This is a genomic window from Trichocoleus sp. FACHB-262 (assembly GCF_014696035.1).
Taxonomy (GTDB): Bacteria; Cyanobacteriota; Cyanobacteriia; order FACHB-46; family FACHB-46; genus Trichocoleus.
Genome location: NZ_JACJPK010000017.1, coordinates 506,627 through 522,422 on the forward strand (window position 1 = coordinate 506,627; position 15,796 = coordinate 522,422).

General features: G+C 49.8%; 18 protein-coding genes. 5 read left to right on the top strand and 13 right to left on the bottom strand.

Annotated elements, in window-relative coordinates; genetic code table 11:
• Positions 1-127 precede the first annotated feature (127 nt).
• The 9 genes from H6F68_RS03345 to H6F68_RS03385 all read right to left on the bottom strand — a co-directional run bounded on the left by H6F68_RS03345 (position 128) and on the right by H6F68_RS03385 (position 7,487).
• Positions 128-499, bottom strand: coding sequence for an S-adenosylmethionine decarboxylase family protein (locus H6F68_RS03345; protein WP_190556435.1), 372 nt, complete (start codon positions 497-499; stop codon positions 128-130).
• A 58-nt stretch (positions 500-557) separates the two neighbouring features.
• Positions 558-1,163, bottom strand: a complete 606-nt coding sequence (locus H6F68_RS03350; RefSeq protein ID WP_190556436.1) for a DUF4178 domain-containing protein — start codon at positions 1,161-1,163, stop codon at positions 558-560.
• A 16-nt stretch (positions 1,164-1,179) separates the two neighbouring features.
• The gene (locus H6F68_RS03355; RefSeq protein ID WP_190556438.1) at positions 1,180-2,793 is read right to left on the bottom strand and encodes a polyamine aminopropyltransferase; all 1,614 of its coding nucleotides are present in this window, start codon (positions 2,791-2,793) and stop codon (positions 1,180-1,182) included.
• A gap of 1 nt (position 2,794) precedes the next feature.
• Positions 2,795-3,022, bottom strand: coding sequence for a hypothetical protein (locus H6F68_RS03360; protein WP_199299864.1), 228 nt, complete (start codon positions 3,020-3,022; stop codon positions 2,795-2,797).
• A 53-nt stretch (positions 3,023-3,075) separates the two neighbouring features.
• Complete coding sequence (locus H6F68_RS03365; RefSeq protein WP_190556440.1) at positions 3,076-4,065, bottom strand: hypothetical protein; 990 nt, start codon at positions 4,063-4,065, stop codon at positions 3,076-3,078.
• A gap of 178 nt (positions 4,066-4,243) precedes the next feature.
• Entirely contained in the window at positions 4,244-4,987 is a 744-nt protein-coding gene (locus tag H6F68_RS03370; protein ID WP_190556442.1) for a Crp/Fnr family transcriptional regulator, read from the bottom strand.
• Between the two features lie 288 nt (positions 4,988-5,275).
• Complete coding sequence (locus H6F68_RS03375; protein WP_313930007.1) at positions 5,276-5,707, bottom strand: VOC family protein; 432 nt, start codon at positions 5,705-5,707, stop codon at positions 5,276-5,278.
• Between the two features lie 137 nt (positions 5,708-5,844).
• Positions 5,845-6,321: a hemerythrin domain-containing protein gene (locus H6F68_RS03380; RefSeq protein WP_190556444.1), complete on the bottom strand. Its 477-nt coding sequence runs from the start codon at positions 6,319-6,321 to the stop codon at positions 5,845-5,847.
• Between the two features lie 122 nt (positions 6,322-6,443).
• Positions 6,444-7,487 carry a hemerythrin domain-containing protein gene (locus H6F68_RS03385; protein ID WP_190556446.1) on the bottom strand — a complete coding sequence of 348 codons (1,044 nt, stop codon included), beginning with the start codon at positions 7,485-7,487 and terminating at the stop codon, positions 6,444-6,446.
• Between the two features lie 654 nt (positions 7,488-8,141).
• On the opposite strand from H6F68_RS03385, the gene crtO reads away from it, so the two are divergent.
• The 4 genes from crtO to H6F68_RS03405 all read left to right on the top strand — a co-directional run bounded on the left by crtO (position 8,142) and on the right by H6F68_RS03405 (position 12,087).
• Entirely contained in the window at positions 8,142-9,836 is a 1,695-nt protein-coding gene (gene crtO, locus H6F68_RS03390) for a beta-carotene ketolase CrtO (protein ID WP_190556448.1), read from the top strand.
• Between the two features lie 123 nt (positions 9,837-9,959).
• Positions 9,960-11,135, top strand: a complete 1,176-nt coding sequence (locus H6F68_RS03395; protein ID WP_242065310.1) for a saccharopine dehydrogenase family protein — start codon at positions 9,960-9,962, stop codon at positions 11,133-11,135.
• Positions 11,136-11,243: 108 nt separating this feature from the next.
• Positions 11,244-11,615: a hypothetical protein gene (locus tag H6F68_RS03400; RefSeq protein ID WP_190556450.1), complete on the top strand. Its 372-nt coding sequence runs from the start codon at positions 11,244-11,246 to the stop codon at positions 11,613-11,615.
• A 175-nt stretch (positions 11,616-11,790) separates the two neighbouring features.
• Positions 11,791-12,087, top strand: coding sequence for a hypothetical protein (locus tag H6F68_RS03405; RefSeq protein WP_190431235.1), 297 nt, complete (start codon positions 11,791-11,793; stop codon positions 12,085-12,087).
• Here H6F68_RS03405 and plsY read toward each other — a convergent pair.
• The 4 genes from plsY to H6F68_RS03425 are packed head-to-tail and all read right to left on the bottom strand — an operon-like array spanning position 12,084 to position 15,172.
• A complete protein-coding gene (gene plsY, locus H6F68_RS03410; protein WP_190556452.1) occupies positions 12,084-12,779 on the bottom strand; it encodes a glycerol-3-phosphate 1-O-acyltransferase PlsY in 696 nt (231 codons plus the stop codon). The genes H6F68_RS03405 and plsY overlap by 4 nt on opposite strands.
• A gap of 44 nt (positions 12,780-12,823) precedes the next feature.
• Positions 12,824-13,900: a DUF3086 domain-containing protein gene (locus H6F68_RS03415; RefSeq protein ID WP_190431233.1), complete on the bottom strand. Its 1,077-nt coding sequence runs from the start codon at positions 13,898-13,900 to the stop codon at positions 12,824-12,826.
• A 25-nt stretch (positions 13,901-13,925) separates the two neighbouring features.
• Positions 13,926-14,324 (bottom strand): DUF3119 family protein, encoded by a 399-nt coding sequence (locus tag H6F68_RS03420; RefSeq protein ID WP_190556454.1) that lies wholly within the window; start codon positions 14,322-14,324, stop codon positions 13,926-13,928.
• Between the two features lie 50 nt (positions 14,325-14,374).
• On the bottom strand, positions 14,375-15,172 hold the full coding sequence (locus tag H6F68_RS03425; protein WP_190431231.1) for an MlaE family lipid ABC transporter permease subunit: 798 nt from the start codon (positions 15,170-15,172) through the stop codon (positions 14,375-14,377).
• A 322-nt stretch (positions 15,173-15,494) separates the two neighbouring features.
• Between H6F68_RS03425 and H6F68_RS03430 the strand changes: the two genes are divergently transcribed.
• Positions 15,495-15,788 carry a hypothetical protein gene (locus H6F68_RS03430; RefSeq protein WP_190556456.1) on the top strand — a complete coding sequence of 98 codons (294 nt, stop codon included), beginning with the start codon at positions 15,495-15,497 and terminating at the stop codon, positions 15,786-15,788.
• The last annotated feature ends 8 nt before the right edge of the window (positions 15,789-15,796 follow it).

Here is a 15,796-nt window from a genome sequence, read left to right on the forward strand (position 1 = left end):
CTGTGGAAACGCTAAGGGCGTACATCCCACCTCATCTGACCTCCGCGCTGGAGTCAAGGACCGCGTCGTTGGGGTATCCGTGTTGCGCAGCCACTAGCAACATCCCCCAGCGTTGTCTCCAACAGGATTAACTAGTAATCGACAAACAGTGCCAATGCTCTACACAACTCTCACCTGTAATTTGCAGACTCAGCAGTTGCGCCAATTGTTCAGCTTTGAGCTGGTTGCCTTGCTCAAAATCGCAGACATGAATGTCAATCGTGACCTTGGCTTTCTCTGGCCAGAAATGTAGAGCCACATGGGATTCCGCTAGCATAGCGATCGCAGAAACGCCGTGGGGCTGAAAGGTAAACGCCAACTCTCCCACTATCGTCAACCCGACTTGCCCAACCACGCTTTGCAGCAAGCTGAGAAAATCAGCTTCTGTCCAGTGATATACAGCGGCGGCAGCTGGAAGAATTGCAGAGAGATGGTGAGAGCTAAGTGTGGAGGTGGTCATGAGCGATCGCCAATCATCTATAAAAATCGGAAAAATCGAAGAAACCTAGAAGAGAAATCTAGACACCATAAACTCGGCGGCCATCTCCAGGTAGCAGAGTCAGAGCCGTAGGACGAATCCGAGTTCCGACTGTGACTTCTAAATCTCCTTCCCAATCTTCGACGGAGAGCACTTGGTCGTTAGAGGTGTCATCAGAGGCGGCGTAGTCAAAGTAGCGGCATTGTTCGGCTTGGCGGTTTAAGGTGGTGCCGGCACGAGTCATTCGCGCTGTGCCCGCTTCCACTTGCCGATAAGCCACACCGCCAAACGTGAGATGCGTGGGAGGCGTGCTAGGAATATCTAAACCTTGGGTTGGCTCCAAGAAATTGACTTCCACTCGGTCATCTTCTTCTACGGAAAGCCAACGGAGGCGATCGCCGTCTTGGAGCAAGTACTCTAGCCAGGTGTAGCCGTTGCTGTCGTAGGTAAGCTTGCCCTCTACGACCCAGTCGGTGCCCATATATTGCACAATATCTCCCACCTCTAAGCTGAAGATGGTACGAGCCCGGGAGGAGAGTTGAGCGCGATCGCCCTGGTTAGGTAGACGCCCCTGCGACTGGCGCACGACCAAAACCACACCAACTACCACCACTGCAATCACGCCCAGCCAAACTAATGTGATCATCCTCCACCTCTCCTTCTTAGTGATAAGCCGCCCAACGTGGATCAGCTTGATACTTCACCAGCACTGGGTTCGCTAAGCGATTGATTTCTACGTTGCCAAGTTGCACATCTTTAGGCAGTTGGAATAGTTGTTGCAGCAGTGGCTCAGTCAAAAACTTGGTGGCAACAGGTAACTTCAGCGTTGCCGCTTGCAAGGGGTTACGCATTGCCAAGACAAAGCCCCAAGGCCCGAAGCTGGGGACATCCGTGATGTAAGGATGCACCGATAAACCGACGGACTCCAGCGTCGCAGTAACACAAGCAAAGGCTCGTGGGGCAAAGAAGGGACTAGAAGCTTGCGTCACCAATACCCCAGCAGGGGCTAAGCGGGTTAACAATCGTTGGTAAAAGCCTTGGGCGTAGAGCTTGGCAAGTGTATCGCGGTCAGGATCGGGAAAGTCGGCGATGATCACATCAAAGGTTTCGGGCAGGGTCGGTACGGTTAGGAAAGCATCCGCCTGTCGGACTTCTACACGCGGATCATCCAAAGCGTGAGCATTGGCTTGCATGAGAAAAGGATGTCGTCGCGCCAAATCAATCACTGCTGCATCTAGGTCAACTAACAAGACCCGCTCCACTTCGGGCCATTTCAGCACTTCCCGCAATGCCAAACCATCGCCTGCACCCATGAGTAAGACCCGACGGCGATCGCGACTGGCACTCATGGCGGGATGCACCAAGGCTTCGTGGTAGCGGTACTCATCTAGAGTGGAGAACTGCAAATCGCCATCCAGAAATAAGCGCACGTCTCCCGCTTGGCGAGTCAGCACAATTCGCTGGTAAGGCGACTGAATGCGGCTGATCACTGGGGCGTTGTAAAGCGTGTTTTCTAAGCGATCGCCCAATGGCACCGTCAGCGGAGCCAAGGCAAAGAGGCCAAAACAAACTACTAGCCCCCAGCGCCGCCAACGTCGTAGTTGGGGGAAAGTCCGACCGAGGGCAAACACCATGAGAGCAGGTAACGCCCCAATCAACGCCGCCGACGGAAACATCCCTACTGTGGGTAACAAAACCACAGGCAGCGCCAACGACCCCACCAGTGCCCCCAAGTAATCCAGCGCTAAAACCCCAGAGAGAGCATCTCGTACTCCCGCCTCTTGCTCCAAGATTCGAGTCAGCAGCGGCACTTCCAAACCTGCCAGGGTGCCCAACAGCAACGTCACTAGAAACAACCCAATCCAGACGGGACCGTTGACCACAAATAAAATGAATAGCCCTAGTGGCAGCAGCGCACTCAGCGGCGCGATCGCAAGTTCAATCTGGGCAAAGGTGGTTAGGAGTTGCTGCTGCTCCTGTCGCAGGCGATCGCTCTCTGCCTGGACTCCTACTAGTTCATTGCTAGGGACTGCAATGAACCGGCTCAAATAAGACCCAACTCCCATCGCGGCCAAGAAACCACCCACAGCTATCCCATAAGCAAGCGCCTGATTGCCAACTAAGTAACTCGCCAAAGTGCCCAGGAGCAGTTCAATCGCTAATCCGCAACTCGAAGAGATCGCCGTTGCTGCTAACAACAAATGCCGCTGCCGCCGACTTAGACTGAGGTTTTCTGGCTCCCCAGCCTGCATAGTCGCTTGCCCTAGAGATGCCATTTTACTTACCTGCTCCGGGTCCACCCCCACGAAACTCCCCGTAACTGTTCCGCTCCGGGTTAGCCAGCCAAAGGCGGTTGTGGTAGCGACCCGATAAACTAGTGCCGTAGCGGGGCCAATACATCGGTTGCCGTTCTTCCCGCAGATGCAGTGAGGAACTTTGGGTATACCCAGCGGTGAGAGTAATGCCTGTAACCAGGAGAGCCGCGATCGCAAATGCAGAAGTCATGATCTCATTCCTAACTTATAGGGACCAACAAATAGGGACCAACAAACATTGAGTTAAATGGTTTTTAGGTGAATCACCTGAACAGGAATTAAAGTCTTGGCTCCATCCCGAACGACTAACTCGGTTTTGTCAATTGGACCGTCAGGAACCACTTCGACGTAGAATCCATAGGAACTGCGCGGCTCTAGTAGAAAGAACACGGTGAGTGTGCCAGTGCCTTCATCTACTTTGCCGTTTTCTTTAGACAAGCTGAGCTTGACCGGAAACGAATTGGTATAGATCTGCTCACCGTTCTGGTCTTTAACGAACAACTCGACTTCTAATGCTTTCGGAGAAGTTTCATCGGAGGTAATGTCTACTGTGACCCGCACCAAGCGATCGCTCCCACCCATTACCGCGCGATCGCCCACATCACTATCTGGGATGGTCTTTTCGATGACCTGAGCGCCTGTGAGCGGAACAGCGATTAGCGACAACAGGGCTAAGCTGGCAGTGCCGAGCAATCCAGCCCATAGATAGCGACCATCCACCACCCCATTCTGCACTGTGACTGTGATCGGCACAGGTTGATCAATTTCTTGCCCGGAAGTGCTGGTATAGTCCAAAACTTGAATGGCGATCGTAATCGGTTCGGATTGGTTAGGGCGGACATCCAAACCACCCGTTAAATCGGATTCTTGCCAAGTGCCCGATTCGCCTTCCTCACTCCAGGTGCCCGACTCATTCCAGGCTTGCTTAATCCCGCTAGCGAGTAGGTTGCCTTGGCGATCGCGCAGTTGAATTTCGTAGGTGACCCACTCGTTGTCTGGAATCGTAGCTTCGGTGTCGATTCGCAATGCGCCAATCGGTGTTTTTTCAACCTGAATGGGTTGGAGTTCTGTCGCTTCTTCAGGGTCTACATTCAGGCTCGTAGCGAGCAACGTCTTGCCTACAAAACCAGCATTGATTAACGCCAGCAACATTACTACCGCTGTAGCCAAGGTTAAGTAAGGCCAAGGGTCCATAAAGCGGCCCGATCGCTGGGTTTGCACTTGTACGGGCATAGGCTTCCCTCAACTTACGGTGATTCACAAGGCTACTAAAGCACTCCACGCTAAAGCACTCTAATAAAATTTAGAGTTCCCAGCCGGAATGCTTCCTGCTAATAATGCCAATACATTTGCAGCCGCCCTGTTTCCGCAGTGTTTTAGCGCGGAGATAGAGGACGCGGTTAGCAACTAGCTAACGTGGGCGATCGCTTGCCAAACTCAACAGGCGAGCGAATTCATTCTTAACCATTTGGTAGCACTCACAAGATGATGCCTCTAATCTTTTCCGATCTAGAATCCGGATCTTGCCGCGACCATAGGAAATCAACTGCTCCTGCTGTAGCTGTAGAGCTGCTTCTGTCACGCCAGAGCGTCTCACTCCTAGCATCGTTGCTAGAAACTCCTGAGTTAAAGCCAACTCCTCTGAACCTACCCCATCGCTACTCATCAGTAGCCAGCGACTGAGCCGCATTTTTATGGCGTGATGGCGGTTACAAGCAGCGGACTGCGACGCGACAACCAGGAGGGTGTGGATATAGCGGTGAATCAGGCTATAGAAGTCTCTCCGGCGATCGAAGGCAGCCTTGGCAATGTCTGACCTAACTCGGATGCCCTGCCCGGGAATCTGCACCATGTTCTGCATCGGAGTGATGCCAGCATCTAAGAAGACAGGCAAACCCACAACGCCTTCACAGCCAACCGAACCAGACTCTACAGTTGCTCCATCCTCCAACACCGTCACTAAAGAAGCGAGTGCCGTAGTCGGAAAGTAGATGTAGGGAATCGGCTCATAGGGCAGAATCAGGGGTTGACCATGAGTCAGCTCAACCTCTTCTAGATGCGGACGTAGAAGCTCTAGCTCTTCACTGGGTAATTTAGCCAGCAAGCGATTTTGAATTTGCTGGCCTTTTGGCAGACGAGTCGATGTTGAGTCCATCTTCTGTGTGAGGTTGTAGGGTGACAGGACGCCAAGGACAGCCAAGCTTAGAGCCTTGAATCATTTGAATTCAAGGTGTCATTCAAGCGATTAACTTTGATCGAAGTAAATGGCGTTGGTGAAGCACATAGTAATCACTCTTAATCTAACTATCACCGTAGCAAAACTGGCCCTAGTAATATTACTCTCTGTGTGATCGCCTATACAGTTCTATAGGGATTAACGGCCGCGATCGCCTATTACATCTGCCTTCGCTGAGCCTTATCTAGACTCGGTTTCATCTATTGTCTAAATAGTTTGATGCAAAATCAAACGATTCCCTTCCGGATCGTAAGCGTAGATTTCACGCCCATGAGTAGCCACAATGATTTGGCCTGAGGGAGGAGCAGCGATCGCTTCTAGATGACTGATCGCTGTATCTAAATCTTCCACCTCCAAACATAAACTCATGGCGCTATGTTCTGGAGCTTGAAACTCTGGTTGATGGCTAGTTTTCGGCTTAAAAATTCCTAACTTTAACCCCGGAAGCCGAAACTCAGCATAGGCATTTGGCAAGAGAAGCTGAGGATCTTGCTGCAAGAATTGGCGATAAAACTCCAGCAAGCGATCGAAATCAGTGGCGGCGATCGTGACCCAAGCAGTTTGGCAACGCATCATTTTCTTATCATCTACCCAACCTACTCGTTTTCTCAAAAAATTAAACCGCACGAGGCGTTGCACTCAACGCTTCATACGGCGATCGAACCCTATAAGGGGATATTATCAAACTGCTAAAATCTGTCTTTGCTGGAATTTTAGCTTGGATAGTCAACTCAATTGGCGGTTTAACTAGGCGATCGCCCAGTTGCCTCGCAGCTTTAGAGAGAAGCGGCTTCTACGACCTCATCTTCGAGTTTAGTTTTGGCTTCCTGAAACTCTTGGCCTAGCTGCTTGAGTTGCTGCTCATCCATGCCATCTCGCGCAGTCTCAAATACTTCTGATTCTTCTTCCTGCACGTGGTGCAGAATAGCTTTCTTCAGTTCAGCAATTTTTTCTTTGAACTCAGCTGAGTCAGGGCTAAGGGCTTTAATTTCTTCTAAAAGTGCCGCTGCCTCTTCATGCTCTGATTCTGCTTCGGCGAGCATTGCATCTGTATCTTCGTACTCCCTCAGCCCAGGGTAGAAAACAAGTTCTTCCGCCCGCGCATGCAAATTAACTTCCTTATAGAGCTGGTTGAAGTATCGATATAACTGCTCTAAATTAGACGCACTCTCAATTTGAGAAAAGATCTGCTCAACTTTGCGGTGGTCAGTAGCAATTAAATCCAGAATGTTTTGGTTCTTGTCTTTAGCCATCACTTGCAACTCCTTGGATGTTGCTACTTGCAAAACTTAGAAAATTCCCACCACTACAGTGGTGGGAACATTGAGGTTATTGAGGTTTGCTAAACAGATAATGATTCAAATGCAGTTAATAACTACTTCTTGGAAGCAGACATTTGATCTTGAAGTTGGCTCTTAGCAGCCTTAAACTGAGTTGCCAATTGCTCAGACTGATCGCTGCTGAGGTTGTTGCGAATTGCCGCAAACATGGTGCTCTCTTCTTGACGAATGTGGTCGCCCACAGCTTCCATCAACTGGCGCACTTTATCCTTAAACTCGGAAGAAGCAGGGCTGAGAGCCTTGATTTCTTCAAGCTTGCGCTTCATCTCAGCTTGCTCGTCGTATAGCTCCTGAGTGTCATTTTGACCGTAGAAGGGACGCACGGCAGGATAAACTACCTGCTCTTCTGCTTCAGCATGGACGCTCAAGTCTTTGTAAAGCTGACCAAAGTACTCTTGGATCTTTTGAGGATCGTTGGAGCCGAGGATTTCGGTAAACAGAGTGTTGGTCTTATTGTGGTCTAAACGGATCACATCTTGGATGTTCAGGTCAGACTTATCTGAGTTCTGAGTGATCACGCTGCCAGCTACACCAGAGAGAGCAGCAACGGCATCTTGTACCCGTGCCCACAGACCTTGGTCCGCTTCTTGCCCGGTGAGCTCACGCACACCTAGCACTTCTAGTACGCCCTTAAGTTGCTCTTGGTGCGCCCGGTTTTCAAAGTTGACGGTGTTGAGGGGAGTAATGGCGAGTTCAACGTCAGCACCGACTTTTTGAGCCGCTTTGTGAACGACCACTCCGCTCATCACTAGTTGATGCTTAAGTAGTTCATGCTGGAACACTTTCTCAAAAATGCTTAGCTCAGAACCGCCCATCAATTCTTGTAACTTGTCAACGAACTGACGGATGGTTTGCTTAGGCTCAGACTTGATACCGTACTGCACAATTACGGTTTCCAAGACGCCCATGTTCTTCTGGTCATCTTTGAGCATCTCTTGGAAACGATGACGAATATCTTGGTCATTGATTTCGCTGATGAATCTTTGCTCATTAGCGATGACCAGCTCTTGAAGAGCTTTAATATCAGCTAGCTTGGTACCAATCATCATCCGCTTTGTATCGTCAAGCGTTGTTACCATTTCTAAACTCTCCTGCTAGTAATCATTAGGATCGGAACTATCTCTGAGATTACTCAGGCGTTTAGCCAGGTTCATCCTTCTCCCGGCTGATAAAAAAGGCTGTTTCAGTAGGAAGAAACCTTTGATTTGGTGTTGCACAAAGGTTAGCAGATCTAGTTAGAATTGGAAGAATAACTAAAGTTATAAATTTTCAGGTCAGCAGCAATCTAAAGCTAGTTTTTATTAATATTCAAGAAACATTCAAAGATTTAATAAATCTAATTAGTTCCGTCATCCACCCAAAGGTATAGAATCACTTCGAAAAATCTATATTCTTTTGCTGATACTTCTTATCAGGCTAAAATTCATAAACTATAAAAAGTTATTTTTTGATTAACTTAATTAGTTTTCTCCTAACAGCTTCTTAGAGTCTGTTTAGATCGTGCACTTCCGTCTAAAGACGGCTGGTGCGGTTTGTGGCTTAGCTCTATGCGATTTTCGATTTGGTGCTGAGGCCAAAAGTTAGCAAAGGCTGATGGGCGAGACTAAACTAGCGCGATCGCCAAACCTAAGCCCAAAAGCTAGCCCAAAAGTTAGCCCAAGACTGAGTCTAAACCTGAGCTGTTATCCCACCTACTTGATTGATTTAGGATTACGCCTTCGGAGCTTCATTTCATGGAAACATACGACGTTGTCATTATTGGTGCAGGCCACAATGGTTTGGTCTGTGCTGCTTACCTACTCAAAGCGGGCTATAGCGTTCTCCTATTAGAAAAGCGGTCTGTGCCTGGTGGCGCAGCAACCACGGAAGAAGCTTTACCTAAAGAAGCTCCTGGTTTTCAGTTCAATCTCTGCGCGATCGACCATGAATTTATCCACTTAGGTCCGGTTGTAGAGGAACTGGAACTAGAAAAGCATGGCTTGGAGTACCTCTACTGCGATCCGGTCGTATTCTGTCCTCACCCTGACGGCAAGTACTTTTTAGGCCATCGCTCGGTCGAAAAGACTTGTGCAGAGATTGCTCGCTACAGTGAACGGGATGCCCAGAAGTATGCGGAGTACACAGATTTCTGGCAGCGGGTGATTGGCTCGATGGTACCGATTTTCAATGCGCCACCCAAATCCATCATTGATATCGTGGGCAACTACGACATCAAAAAGATGAAAGACCTATTTTCTGTCATTGGCTCTACCAATAAGACGCTGGACTTTATCCGCACGATGCTCACCAGCGCGGAAGACATTCTCAACGAGTGGTTTGATTCTGAGTTTTTGAAGGCTCCCTTGGCTCGATTAGCCGCCGAGTTGGGTACCCCTGTTTCTCAAAAGACTAATGCGGTAGGCGCGATCATGATGGCAATGCGCCATAACCCCGGTATGGCTCGGCCCAAAGGCGGCACTGGGGCCTTAGTCAAAGCTCTGTTGAATTTAGTGACTAGCTTGGGCGGTAAAGTCCTGACCGATCAGCATGTAGAAAAAGTCTTGATTGATGATGGGAAAGCGGTGGGCGTTCGGGTGGCGGGTGGTACCGAGTACAGAGCCACCAAAGGCGTGATTTCCAACATTGATGCGAAGCGGCTATTCCTGCAATGTATGGATCACTCGGATGTGGATAGTGCTGATCCGGAATTACGGGAGCGTCTGGAGCGGCGGATTGTCAACAACAACGAAACAATCCTCAAGATTGACCTCGCTCTCTCGGAGCCATTACGATTTGAGCGCTATAACCATCAAGATGAATACTCGATCGGTTCGATTTTGATTGCCGATTCCGTCAGGCATGTAGAAATGGCTCACAGTGAAGCGAGCGTGGGCAATATCCCCGATTCTGACCCATCCATGTATGTGGTCATGCCCTCAATGCTCGACCCCTCACTAGCTCCTGAAGGCAAACATACAGTCTGGATCGAGTTCTTTGCCCCTTACCAAATTCATGGTGCAGAAGGCACTGGGCTACGCGGTACGGGGTGGACGGATGAGTTGAAAAATAAGGTGGCCGATCGCTGTGTGGAAAAACTGGCAGACTACTCTCCCAATCTGAAACACTCTGTCATTGCCCGTCGGGTAGAAAGCCCTGCTGAATTAGGAGAGCGCTTAGGCTCTTACAAGGGCAACTACTACCACATCGACATGACCCTTGATCAAATGGTGTTCTTCCGCCCGCTTCCAGAGCTGGCAAACTACAAGACACCGATTGATGGGCTGTTCCTGACTGGAGCAGGGACGCATCCGGGTGGATCTATTTCTGGGATGCCTGGGCGTAACTGTGCCCGTGTCTTCATCCACGCTCAACAACCGTTCGCATCAGCTATCTCTGATGCGGGTAATTCTCTCAAGTCAGTCGCGAAATCAGTGTTTCGGATGTCTTAAGACCTCATCGCTCGCCCCTTCTCTCATAGGGAAGGGGAAATTCGATAGTTCAGTCTTTAAGTAGAGAAAAAGGTCGTTCCCACTACTGAGGTAGAAACTCAGTGAAGCTGGTGAACTATAAAGATGGGGCTGTGTCCCTTTGCTGAGTTGATTTGTGTTGGGTTGATGACGGAGCAAATTTTAATTCTCGGTGGCAGTGGGCGGATCGGCAGCAGTGTGGCAGCAGATATTGCAGCTCATACACAAGCTCAGATTACGATTACTGGGCGGGATGCGATCGCTGGACAAGCGGTTGGCGATCGCCTAGGTCCGCAGGTCCAGTTTCTAGCGCTTGACTTAGCAGAATTTGATAGAGTCCGAGAGGCGATCGGCCAATCCCAATTGGTCATCCACTGTGCAGGGCCTTTTCCCTATCGCGATGCCAGTGTGCTCAAAACCTGTATTGAGCTGGGCGTGGATTATCTCGATGTGAGTGATCATCGCTCCTTTACCTGCAAAGCGGTGGATTACAAGGCAGAAGCCGCAGCTGCAGGCGTGACCGCGATCGTGAATACTGGAATTTTTCCAGGCATCTCCAACAGCATGGTGCGCCGGGATGTCGAGCAGTTAGACCAACCAGAGCGCATCCACTTGAGCTATGTGGTGGGTGGATCGGGAGGTGCTGGCATTACGGTGATGCGAACCACGTTTTTAGGTTTGCGCCGTCCCTTTGAGGTGTGGAGAGATCAGCAATGGCAACAGATCAAGCCTTATAGCGATCGCGAAGCCATTCAGTTTCCAGCACCTTACGGGCGAACTGGGGTTTACTGGTTCGACATGCCCGAAGCCTTTACGCTGCCCGACACCTTTCCCGAAGTGAAAACTGTAGTGACGAAGTTTGGGACTGTCCCAGATTTTTATAACTATCTCACTTGGAGCGTTGCCCACTGGTGGCCTTCTAGCTGGCTGCGAAACTCTGCGGTGATTGAGTTTTTGTCTCAGGTCAGCCATCGTATGACCGATTTTACCGATCGCTTTAGTGGCATTGGTGTCGCTATTCGCTCTGAAGTCACGGGTCAAAAAGCAGGCGAGGCGGTGCGTTGTTGCTCTACTTTAGTTCACGAAAATACGGCGATCGCAGCAGGGTACGGCACAGGGACTTTGGCGGAGCTGATGTTGGCGGGCAAACTTAAGAAACCAGGCGTTTGGCCTGTAGAACAAGCCCTACCCACCGACTTATTTGAGCAGATCATGGAAAGTCGAGGTCTGAAGATTCACCAGTCCTGGGAACCTATCCAATCCAATAGCCCAAAAGCATAGGGCAAGATGCTTTGTGCAGCCAGAATGTTCCCTCTGACAGAAGGCAGTGCGATCGCTGGCTTGTAGGATGCCTTTCAGCCTGAGTTAATAGATTATGAGGGAATTTTAATGCCAGGAATTTTCTTGAAGTTAGGGAAAGCCCTACTGAAACAAGTCCTAGTTTTAGGATTGATTACGTTAATCAGTCTAGGTGGCTCACTAGCCTTTTTACAGCAACCTAGCTACGCTTCTGCCAGCACCAGCAACACTTTGACCCCTGAAGAGAAGATAGACCGGGCCTATAGTATCCGCGCTGGCACAGGCATCCGGGAGGAGGAATATCAACGCCGCCAACAAGAAGGCCAAGACCCAACCAAGATGAAAGATCCTTACACTAGGGAGATCAAGCCTGACCAAGAAGCCGTGCCCGAGACTAGTGGCTTAGAGAAGAAAATTGACCGCACTCGCAACCTGGTTAGCAAAGTAACGGGTCAAAAGTAATCGCGTTCATTTCTCTTTTCGGTGGTCATTTTTCGGTTATAGGATAGCGTTTTAAGTTTAGAAGAGGTACCTGCCAAAGGTGCCTCTTTTGCATTTTGGCTACTTTTTCTAGTTTCAGGATGGCCAGTGGTAGCTTAGATACACATATTTATCAGAAGTTACCAGAGAGGCTGGAATGGATATCTCTCGTTTGTTTGTACAACTTGTCATTGCAATGGTGTGTGCTGGCGTGGGTAACATGCTGATTCCTCGCCAAATCCCCGGCAAGATCTTCGGTTTGCTCATCATCGGGTTGGCAGGGGTATGGCTAGGTGAATGGACCACCAACCTCTTGAAGCGGCAATACAATCTCAGCTTCGGATTTTTAGAGTGGCGGATTGAAGGTGTGCCAATTATCCCTGCCATTATTGGCTCCGCGATCGTGCTCTATATCGTGACTGCCTTACTCAAATGGGGTCGTTACAATAACTAGTTGCTCTCCAAACCTTGCTCCGTTTCTGAAGCTAGTTTCTGCCCAATTCTAGGTTCGGTCCCTGCCAATAGTCGCTGAATATTAGCACGGTGCCGCAGCACTACATACAAGCCACCCGCGATCGCAAACAACTGGTAAGGCAAAGGTTGGCCGAGCAGCACCATAAACACCAACACCGCGATCGCTGCTGTAATGGAGCTGAGCGAAACAATTCGCGAAACCGCCATCACCACACCAAAAACGGCGAAGGTAGATAGGCCCACCTGCCAAGACAATGCCAGCAATACTCCTAAGCCAGTCGCTACTGATTTACCACCTGTGAACTTGAGCCAAATCGATTTGCTATGTCCCAGTAGCGCTGCCAGTCCTGCTAGCGTCACCATCCAATCCAAGGCTGAGCCACCTGGGACGCTGCCTGCTGCGGTTGCGAGTGCTTGGGTCAGTGTTAGGGAATAGCACCAACGCACCAAGGCGATCGCGAGGACTCCCTTCAAAATATCTATGAGTAGGACCGCAATCGCTGGCCCTTTACCCAACGTGCGTAAAACGTTAGTGGCTCCTGTAGAGCCAGAACCATGCTCCCGAATATCAATGCCTTTGAGCAAACGACCTGCTAAATACCCTGGTGGAATTGACCCCAAAAGATAAGCCACCCCTAACAGAATTGCGTTTACCGCTAGCCAAAGTGCCATGCCTCTTTCCCCTCACCCGTTCAGATTGCAAACTCATTCAGTCTCTAGAAAAATCTTGGCATTTGAGGGTCCGGTGCAAAAGCCAACCACAGGGAAAACTGCAATAGAGACAAGCTAATTTGGTCTTCTGTGTCATCCACAATGATCAGCGGCAATTGATTTTCTTGGACCAAGCGATCGGCTTTTTGGATCAGCGGCTCTGGCGCTTCAAATAGCACAATGCCTTGCTCTGGGCCAAAGTCAGCACGAGAGATGCCTAAACAATCTTGCAAACCACGTCGCCACTCGCCCAATCGTTCCGGTGTGTTAGCCAAGATCAGAGTGCGGACGCGGTTGCCGTACAGCCGACGCAAAATGGAAACAATGGCAGCAGAAACCAAAATATTTTGTAAGCGGCTGCCCATTGTCCGCAGTGCTCCACGGCCCCCTTGGGTAAAGAACCAGTTGGACACCCGCTCAGCATGGACCGGCTCAAAGGTGCGTCGCAACTGCCACGGTGGCCCATAGTAGTCGGGTGAGTTGCGATAGCGATCGAGTAAGCTACGAATTTGCTTGGTTTGGTCTTGAAAAGATTGCTCCGCGAACTGCGGATTGGGGGCAGCTTGGCGCTCTGCTGACTTTGTTTCCGTCACCACCGCTACTGGAGCTTCTTCTGCTTCAGGTACGAGCTCCAGTTCTTCGGCTGCATTGACTAAGTCTTGCAGGCTACCCACTAAATAATCTTTGAATCCTTGAACCCGAATTGCTAGGTCTTGAGACACGCCCGCAAAGGTGGTTCGCATTTCGGTCCGAACACGTTCTTGCCGTCGCTCCAACTGCTCTACAGCAATTTGTAGCGTCTGCTTGCGCTGCTCTAATTCCCGCAGCCCTTCTTGCACCAAGCGCCCCATTGTGGCCTGGGTTTCCGCTAGTTCGTCTTGTTGCTGCTTTAAGGTTGCTTGCAGAGCTTGGATCTCTTGTTGTAACGCTTGTTCTCGACGCTCCAACTCAGCCACTCTTTGGGCTGGGTCTGCGGTACCATTTGGCCCTATCTCGGCGATCGCGTCCCCAAAGTTCAACGGCTGCGGAGATAGCTTGACTTCAAAGGTGGGTTCTGGCGTTGGAAGTTCGTCTGAGTTCATAGGAAATTATCACAAACTATATTTCTTAGTTGGAATTCGCTTTGGGGCAATGTTGTTCTAAACAAGTTTGCAGCATTTTAGGGTCAAACAAGATGGGCAAAAAGTGAATACTCTGCACTTCCTTGAAGTAAAACAAAATGGGTACCTGGGGCCAAAAGATCTGCCAGTTTTGCCAATCTTGGTAAGCGAAACGGCGAATTAATGTTTCACCACGATAAATGTCTAAATCGGTAAAAGTGAAACGTAGGCGCAGTGTGACGGCTTGGAACAGCAAGAATAGGCCAAATAGCGCGATCGCCAAGCCAACCCAAACTTGAACTAGCAAAAGCGGCACCGCACTCAAAACCAGAACTACTGGCAAAACGTAGCTAGGCGATAGCTCCACGACAGAAGTGGATTGGCTGGAAGCAGGAGTGGCAGTCACAGGTGCTAACCCTCTTGTTGAGTGCACTACTATTCTAAGGGGTTGCGGCTTTACAACCCTTCCAGCACTGCACTACCTGTGCCCCGAAACAGCAGCCAAGACAGGAAAAAGTTAGAGATAAAGATCGCTAATAGCGCTGTCACCACTGCGGTAGTCGTAGATTGCCCTACCCCTTTAGCACCGCCTGTAGTAGTCAGGCCCCAACTCGTACCAATGACTGCAATCAGCGCCCCAAACACAACTGACTTAATCACAGAACTCAGTAAATCGCCCACATCTAGGAAATTCCGGGCTGAGTTGAGAAAGGTGGACTGCGAGAGGTCGTAGAGATTCGTCGCAATCAATAAGCCGCCTGCCATGCCAGTCACAAAAGACATGAGAGTCAAAATTGGCAGCATTAGGCAGCAGGCAATCACGCGCGGAATAACTAAGTAATCAATCGGGTCAGTTTTGAGGACGTAAAGCGCATCAATCTGCTCAGTCACCTGCATCGTCCCGATTTCCGCCGCAAACGCAGAACCCACTCGCCCTGCCAAGACCACCGCAGTCAGAACTGGTGCTAATTCGCGAGCGAGAGATAAGGCTAAGACGCCTCCGACAGCATTACTCGCTCCGAAGGTAATAAACTCACGCGCTACCTGAATCGTGAACACCATGCCAACAAAAGCGGCTGTAACGAGGGCGATCATCAGAGAATCTGGACCCGCCACTGCCATCTGATCGAGGGTGTTGCGACGGTGAATCTTACCGGCTAGGAGATGGATGAGAACTTGTCCACCTAGCAGAACCGCTGCCAGCAATCGCTGAGTCCATAAACCAAAATTGGAACCGGGTGTCGTTTCGCTCAATGGGAGGATGTAACAGGCAACAACCTTATCCAGAATAAGCCGATAGATCCTGATTCGGGTAGATCATGATTTGAGAACTACGGTCAGAACATGCCTGCTTGAAAGGTGAAACCCCACTCAATCTAATGAAGCACTGTTAAGTTTCTGAGCGATCGCCTCAATCAAATGGCGGGATCGGCCACAGTTCTTCAACAACCTTTTTAATGAAGATTTAAGATTTTTGAAATCTACTTTTAATTAGCGCGATCGCGATTATTGTAGAAACCAGTAAGTATGCTTACCCCATACTCATTGTCAGTCCCACCGGAGTATCCTTCCCTGCATGAGTATTTTAACCCCTTTTCTCCGTTCGCTACTGCTGACAAGCGTTTTGAGCTTCACTGCTCCTCTGATCTTAGTGGGAGCTATTTTAATCGGTCTCTCTTTACTAGGCTTCGTCCCCTTGTTAGAGTCGGTCGGGGCAACGGGAGTTAAGCAAGTTTTACAGTTTTTGGCTACATTCGGCAGTGGACAGCCATTTCAAGGTCTCGTGATTATTGGCTTCGTCTGCGGTATAGTTGGCGGCTTATTCGACACCTTTAACTTTTACCGCTACCAAAATCTCCGCAACCATTAAGCTCTGTG